At 74.2% G+C, this 6617-nt stretch carries 5 protein-coding genes; 2 read left to right on the top strand and 3 right to left on the bottom strand.

Going from position 1 to position 6617, the window contains the following annotated elements:
* The first annotated feature begins 51 nt into the window (after positions 1-51).
* Complete coding sequence (locus ACME2J_RS07295) at positions 52-711, top strand: adenylate/guanylate cyclase domain-containing protein (protein WP_495544227.1); 660 nt, start codon at positions 52-54, stop codon at positions 709-711.
* An 8-nt stretch (positions 712-719) separates the two neighbouring features.
* Here ACME2J_RS07295 and ACME2J_RS07290 read toward each other — a convergent pair whose 3' ends face one another.
* Positions 720-1616: a haloalkane dehalogenase gene (locus ACME2J_RS07290; protein ID WP_495544226.1), complete on the bottom strand. Its 897-nt coding sequence runs from the start codon at positions 1614-1616 to the stop codon at positions 720-722.
* A gap of 205 nt (positions 1617-1821) precedes the next feature.
* On the opposite strand from ACME2J_RS07290, the gene ACME2J_RS07285 reads away from it, so the two are divergent.
* Positions 1822-2094: a DUF6027 family protein gene (locus ACME2J_RS07285; RefSeq protein WP_495544225.1), complete on the top strand. Its 273-nt coding sequence runs from the start codon at positions 1822-1824 to the stop codon at positions 2092-2094.
* A gap of 6 nt (positions 2095-2100) precedes the next feature.
* Here ACME2J_RS07285 and ACME2J_RS07280 read toward each other — a convergent pair whose 3' ends face one another.
* Positions 2101-4533 carry a putative bifunctional diguanylate cyclase/phosphodiesterase gene (locus ACME2J_RS07280; protein WP_495544224.1) on the bottom strand — a complete coding sequence of 811 codons (2433 nt, stop codon included), beginning with the start codon at positions 4531-4533 and terminating at the stop codon, positions 2101-2103.
* Positions 4534-4665: 132 nt separating this feature from the next.
* A complete protein-coding gene (locus ACME2J_RS07275) occupies positions 4666-6570 on the bottom strand; it encodes an Ig-like domain-containing protein (protein WP_495544223.1) in 1905 nt (634 codons plus the stop codon).
* Positions 6571-6617 lie beyond the last annotated feature (47 nt).

Raw genomic sequence — 6617 nt, 5'->3', positions numbered from 1 at the left:
CGCGGCCGGTCCGCGGCCCCATGCATGTCGTGAGGTAGCGTCGGGCGCGTCGTGGCCGACAGCACCTTCCTCTTCGCGGACATCGCGGGCTTCACCGCCCTCACCGAGGCGCACGGCGACGAGGACGCGGCGGACCTCGCGCTCGAGTTCTGCCGGCGGGTGCGCGAGCGCCTCGCCGACGAGGACGGCGAGGTCGTCAAGACGATCGGCGACGCGATCATGGTCCGCTGCGGCCCGGCGACGCTCGCGGTGCGACTCGGTCTGGAGATCGTCGACGAGATCATGTCCGACCACGGCATGCCGGTCGTGAGGGTCGGGATGCACGCCGGCCCGGCGGCCCGGCGCCACGGCGACTGGTACGGCACGACCGTCAACCTCGCGGCGCGCATCGCGGGCGAGGCGCGGGGCGGCGAGGTGCTCGTCTCCGACGCCGTCCGCGCCGCCGCGGAGGGGCGCGTCCCCGGGGTCGCGTTCGCTCCGCGCGGCGAGGTCCGGCTCCGCAACGTGACCGCGCCGGTCGTCCTGCACGCGGCGACGAGGGCGGGCGGCGAGGACGACGTCGTGCGCGTCATCGACCCGGTCTGCCGGATGGCGATCGTGCCGGGCCGCGAGGCCGCGCGCGTCACTCACGCCGGCCGGGAGCACCTCTTCTGCTCGGCCGAGTGCGCCGAGCGGTTCGTCGCCGCGCCCGACAGCTATCCCGTCGGCTGACGTCGGCGTCAGCGCAGGGCGGCGAGCGCCGCCTCGGCGACGACGTCGCCGGCCTGCTCCTGGACGAAGTGGCCGGCGTCGGGCAGGACGAGCGGCTCGGGGCAGCCGCGGATGGTCGCGCGGAGCCGCTCCATCGGCTCGGGCCCGAGCACGGGGTCCTGGGCGCCGACGGCCATGAACGTCGGGCCGTCCCACTCGCGGGACCAGAACTCGCGCGCCTCCAGGCCGACGTCGATGCCCTCCATGCCCGGGTCGGTCATGACGAGCTTCGGGAACGCGCGCACGCCCGCCTTGAACCGCTTGTCCGGGAAGGGGGCGTCGTAGGCGGCGGCGACGTGCTCGCTCACGCCCGCGGCGCGCTGGAGAAGGCCGCCGACGGGGAGGTCGTCGGTGCTGCCGGCGTAGGCGCGCCAGGCGTCGAAGCCCTCGCCGAGCGGCTCGCCGACCGCGATCGCGGTGTTCATGACGATGAGCCGCCGCAGCCGCCCGCGGAACGACGGCTCGACCGGGAGGGTCAGTCCGAGGAGCCCGCCCCAGTCCTGGACGACGAGCGTGATGCCGCGCAGATCGAGGCGCTCGACGAGCGCGAGGAGGACGTCGCGGTGGAACCCGAAGGTGTAGACGGCGTCGTCGACCGGCTTGTCCGAGCGCCCGAACCCGAAGAGGTCGGGCGCGACGACCCGGCCGCCCGCCGCGAGGAACGGCGGGATCATCGTGCGGTAGAGGAAGCTCCAGGTCGGCTGCCCGTGGAGGCAGAGGAACGTGTGCTCGGCGTCGCGCGGACCCTCGTCGATGACGGCGAGTCGCAGGCCGGGCGCAGGCGGGAGGTCCTCGACGTGCTCGGGCTGCCACGGGAAGTCCGGGAGGTCGGCGAAGCGGTCGTCGGGCGTGCGGAGGGCGTCCATGTCGCGACGCTATCGCAGGCGCCCGCGCGTTCTGGCGCGTCAGCGCTCTCCTCGTCCGGCGAGAACCCAAGCCGTGCTCCTATGGAGCCGCTTCTGAGTTCTCGCCGGCTGGGGGGCGGGCGGGGCTGGGGGAGGTGGAGCGGCTGGGGGGCGGCGCGGCGCGGCTGGGGCGGGCATCGGGTGCGCTGCGACTACCCTGCGCCGCATGCCCGTCCCCCCGCAGCACCGCGCCTTCGCCGAGACGGTCTCGGCGTCCCGTCTCGTCGACCCGATGCCGACGTTCGAGACGCTGTCCGAGGCGACGGGCGTGCCGGTCGACGACCTCGTCCACCATGCGCTCGTCCGGTGGGTGAGCGCGGGGTCCGAGGCGCTCATGGCGACCCCGCCGGTCGTCCTGCGCGACCTCGTCGACGCACGCGAGCGCGAGGACTGGACCGCCGTCGCCGGGCTCGTCGACTGGCTCGCCGCGGGACTCTGACGCCGCTCACCGAGACGGCGGCGGCGGCGCCGACCGCGCCGCGAGCTCCTCCGACGGGAACGGGCGGCCGACGTGGAAGCCCTGGGCGTAGTCGACGCCCCACTCGCGGAGCGCCCGCACCGTCTCCTCGTCGTCGACGTACTCGGCGACGGTCCGCTTCCCGAGCTCGGCGGCGAGCCGGACGATCGACTGGATGACGAGCTCGTCGACGCGGCTGCGCGGGCCTGCGATGAAGTCGCCGTCGATCTTGAGGATGTCCGCCGGCATGTGCTTCAGGTAGGAGAACGAGCCGAAGCCGGCGCCGAAGTCGTCGAGGGCGAAGCTGCAGCCGAGGGCGCGCAGCGCGTCCGCGAAGACACGCGCCTCGTCCATGTTGGCGATCGCGGCGGTCTCGGTGATCTCGAGGACGAGTCGGGCGGGGTCGACGTCCGTGGAGCGCAGCTCGCTCTCGATGAGCGCGAGGAGGGAGCGGTCCCCGAGGGAGCGTCCGGAGAGGTTCACCTCGAGCTCGAGCCCGGGGTGCTCGGCGAGGAGCGCGATCGAGCGCCGCAGGACCCAGCTGTCGAGGGCGTGGATGAGCCCGAGGCGCTCGGCGACGCCGACGAACGCCGCCGGAGGCACGAGCCCGTCGGGTGAGTGCATCCGGACGAGCGCCTCGTAGCGCGCGGTCTCCCCGGTGTCGAGCGTGACGATGGGCTGCAGGTGGAGGCAGAGCCCGTCGTGGGCGAGCGCCTCGCGGAGCCGGTGCCCGTGACCGTGCGTCCGCCGACCCGCGGCGGGGTCGTCGACGACGACCCGGTCGCGGCCCGTCGCCTTCGCGTCGGCGAGCGCCTGGCCGGCGGCGGCGAGCACGTCGTCGCCCGTCGCCGTGCCTCCGCCGAAGGCCGCGACGCCGACGCTCGCGGTCGTGCGGAGGATCTCGCCGTCGACGGCGACGGACTGGTGCCGCACGGCGTCGTGGAGGTCCGCCGCGATGTGTCGCGCTTCCTCGGGCCCCGTGTGCGCGAGGAGGATCGCGAACTCGTCCCCGTCGAGCCGGGCGACGACGTCCGTCGTGCGCAGCAGGTCGCGCAGGCAGTGCGCGACGCTGCGGATGAGCGCGTCGCCCGCCGGATGGCCGTGGCTGTCGTTGACCTCCTTGAGGTTGTCGAGGTCGATCGCGATGACCGCCCCGCCGATCCCGTGCCGGGCGGCGTCCGCGGTCCTCTCGGCGAGCCGCTCCTCGAACAGGCGCCGGTTCATCAGGCCGGTGAGCGCGTCGTAGTCGGCGAGATGACGGAGCTGGGCCTCGAGGCGCCGTCGCTCGCTGATGTCGCGCGCGATGACCGAGACGCCCGAGATCGTGGGACATCCGTCCCCGACGGCCTCGTGCTCGCCGCGGACGGGTGAGATCGTGATCGCGACGTCGACGAGGCTCCCGTCGCGATGGCGGCGCTGCGTCTCGAACCGTGACACGGCCTCGCCGGCGAGCACGCGCTGCAGGGCGGTCCGCTCGTGCTCGGCGAGCTCGGAGGGCACGAGGATCTCCGGCGACCGGCCGACGACCTCGTCCTCGCGATAGCCGAAGAGGGTCTCCGCCGCGGGGTTCCAGCTGAGGATCCGCCCACGCGGGTCGACCGAGTAGATCGCGTCGCCCGAGGACTGCACGATGGAGGCGAGCGTCGAGCGGATCCGCGCGGCACGCTCCTCGGCCGTGACGTCCTCGCAGACGCCGATCATGCGCACCGGCGCCCCGGAGTCGTCGACGATCACCTCGCCTTGCGTGCGCATGAGGATCTCGGTCCCGTCGCTGCGGACGACCCGCTTGACGTCCTCGAAGGGCAGGTGGTCCCCGAAGGCCTTGCGGTTGCGGGCGTCGACGTCGTCGCGGTCGTCGGGGTGCACGAACGCGAGGAACTTCTCGTAGGTCGGCGTCGAGGACTGCGGCTCGAGCCCGTAGATCCGGAAGAGCTGATCGGACCAGGTCACCCGGTTGCCCGGGATGTCCCACTCCCAGCTGCCGATGCGCGCGAGCTGCTCGGCCTCGGCGAGCCGCCGGCGGCTGAGACGCAGCTCCGCCTCGACCCTCCGTCGCGCGGTCGCGTCGCGCAGCACGCAGACGGTCAGCGGCCCGTCGGCGGTCGGGAGCGGCATCCGCGTGACGTCGACGGGGACGTCGACGCCGTCCGGGCGTCGAGCCGTCAGCTCGACCGTCGCGCTCGCCGCCGCGCCCGGAACGAGGTCGTCGACCGCCCGGCCGACGAGCTCGTCTCTCGACCGGTCGAGGAGCGTCGCCGCCGACGCGTTCGCGAGACGGACGCGGCCGCCGTCATCGACGCCGAGGACGGCGTCGGGTGCGCTCTCGAGGAGCGCGAGCGACACTGCAGGCGAGGCGGGAGCGGATGCCCTCGTCGCCGTCCTGCCCTCCCCCTCGCGACGCGAGGTCGACGCGTGACCCATGACCGACCACTATCGCGCGGAACGGCGCTCCGCGCACTCGTACATCCGACGAGAGGGCGCAGGCGGTCGCGCAGCGACGTACGGCAACGGCGGCCGTGTCGCCCGCGTCACCTGCATCGGCGCACGGGACCCTCAGCGGCGCCGCGGCGCACGGAGCGTGCGGGGCTCACGGAGGACCGCGGAGCCCTTCGTCGTGCGGCCGCGCATCTCGACGTCGACGCGCATCGACCGGCGCCGGGCGAGCGTGCGGCGGGCGGACCGACCCAGGCGCACGCGCACGGTGCGGGTGCGGCCCGCGGGGATGCGGTACGTCGCGCGGCCGAGCACGGGCACCCGGGAGCGGGACCGCGACGCCGTCGCCTTCCTCGAGCGGGACGAGCGATCGAGGACGCGCACCGTGCCGCGGCACGCCGTCTCCGTCGGACAGCTCAGGCGCATCGCGGTCGAGCCGCTCTGCGTCGCGCGCAGCGAGCCCCCGGCGAGCGCCGGCGCCCCGCGGCCCTGCGAGAGGGCGCCGAGGAACATGCTCGCGTCGTAGCCCTTGCTCACGTCGGTGTCGACCGACGACATCCGGTGTCCGTTCGGCGCCTGGAACGTGGCTCGGAGCCTGAGCGCGAGCTTGCCGGGCGGCGTCGAGACCTCGTGGAGCGAGAGGACGATCCGGCTGCCCTCGACGTACGCGTCCCCGTACACGGCGAAGGCGTTGCGCAGGAGGTCGTGGACGCCGTCGAGGAAGTCGCTCGTCGTGTCGCCCAGGAGGAAGTCCTGGTAGACGAGGCCCTCCGGCGGGATGCCGAACCGCTGGAGGAACCAGGCGGCCTCGAGCAGCTTGAGCTTGTCGAAGACCCCGCGCGGGTTGAAGACCTTGCCGATGCCGTCGCAGATCTCCTTCATCGGGCGGAACACGGGGAGGAGGAGGAGCGGCTTGACGGGGTCGCAGGCCTTCGAGAGCTGCTCGGCCTCGATGGCCTGCGGGCCGAGGCTGTAGGCGTACGCGCTCGGGAAGAGGACCGTGGCGTCCTGCTCGCTCAGCGTCACCGCCCGCTCGTCGATGAGCGTGCTCGCACGCACCGGGAGGCGGCGCTCCTGCACGGCGGTGCCCTTCCCCTTCGTCACGTGCGCGGCGAGCGTCGTCTCGGCGTCCTTCAGCAGCGCGGGCGGGAAGAACCGCAGCGGCGGGCCGACCTTGCCGTCGGCGTCCGTGCGGGTGACGAGCGTCGTCTCGCAGCGGGCGGGGCTCGGGATGCGCGCCTCGCAGAACCGGCCCCGCGCCTCCTTGCCCGACGCGGTCACCGAGGCGGGGAAGGCCTCCGCGCGGAGGACGACGCGGGCGTCCTCGACGCGGCGGCCGGCGGCGTCGCGGACGACGAGCGTGAGGTCGCTGCACGACGAGAGGCAGTCGCCGTCGGCCGAGAAGAAGGTGGCGCGCCCCTGCGCGCGGTCGAACACCATGCCGGTGCGCGCCGTCGTCGGCGTCGCCTTGAGCGTCACCTTGAAGTCGTTGCAGTCGACGACCTCGAGCGAGCCGAACATCTCGGACTTGTCGTAGATGATCTTCAGCGGATGCGGCGGATCGCCGTGCATGATCCACGTCTCCGATCCGAAGAAGCTCCCGAGGATCGTGTGGGACCCCGGAGCGAGGCCCGGCATCGCGAGGTCGGCGATGCCGTGCGCGTCGGGGGAGCCGTAGACCGTCGACGTGCCGCCCGGGCCGTAGATGAGGAACTGCACGGTGCCGCCGCCGACGCCCTCGCCGGAGGCGGCCTGGACGTGCATGCGGACGCTGCGCGCGTCCCAGTGCCCGTCGGGATCGGGGCTGCGCTTCGTGTCGGCGCACACCGTCGGCGTGTCGGGCGTCCCGTCGGGAGCGGTGCCGGCGGTGAGGACGCCGCATCCCTGCGCCTGCGGGCCCGCGTCCGGCGGGCAGCCGGCCACCGAGGTGCGCGTCGAGCGGTGCTCGACGTCGTGAGCGCTCGCGCCCGCGGGCAGCGCGGCCGCGAGCGCGAGGAGGCCGAGGACGGGACGCAGGAGACGCACGACCGGGGGGTCGGACGTCCCTGCGCCGCCTTGAGGGGCTCTCGGCG

Source organism: Paraconexibacter sp., from assembly GCF_059438195.1.
Note: the sequence above shows the minus strand (reverse complement) of the source record. Positions and strands in the feature narration are given on the sequence as shown.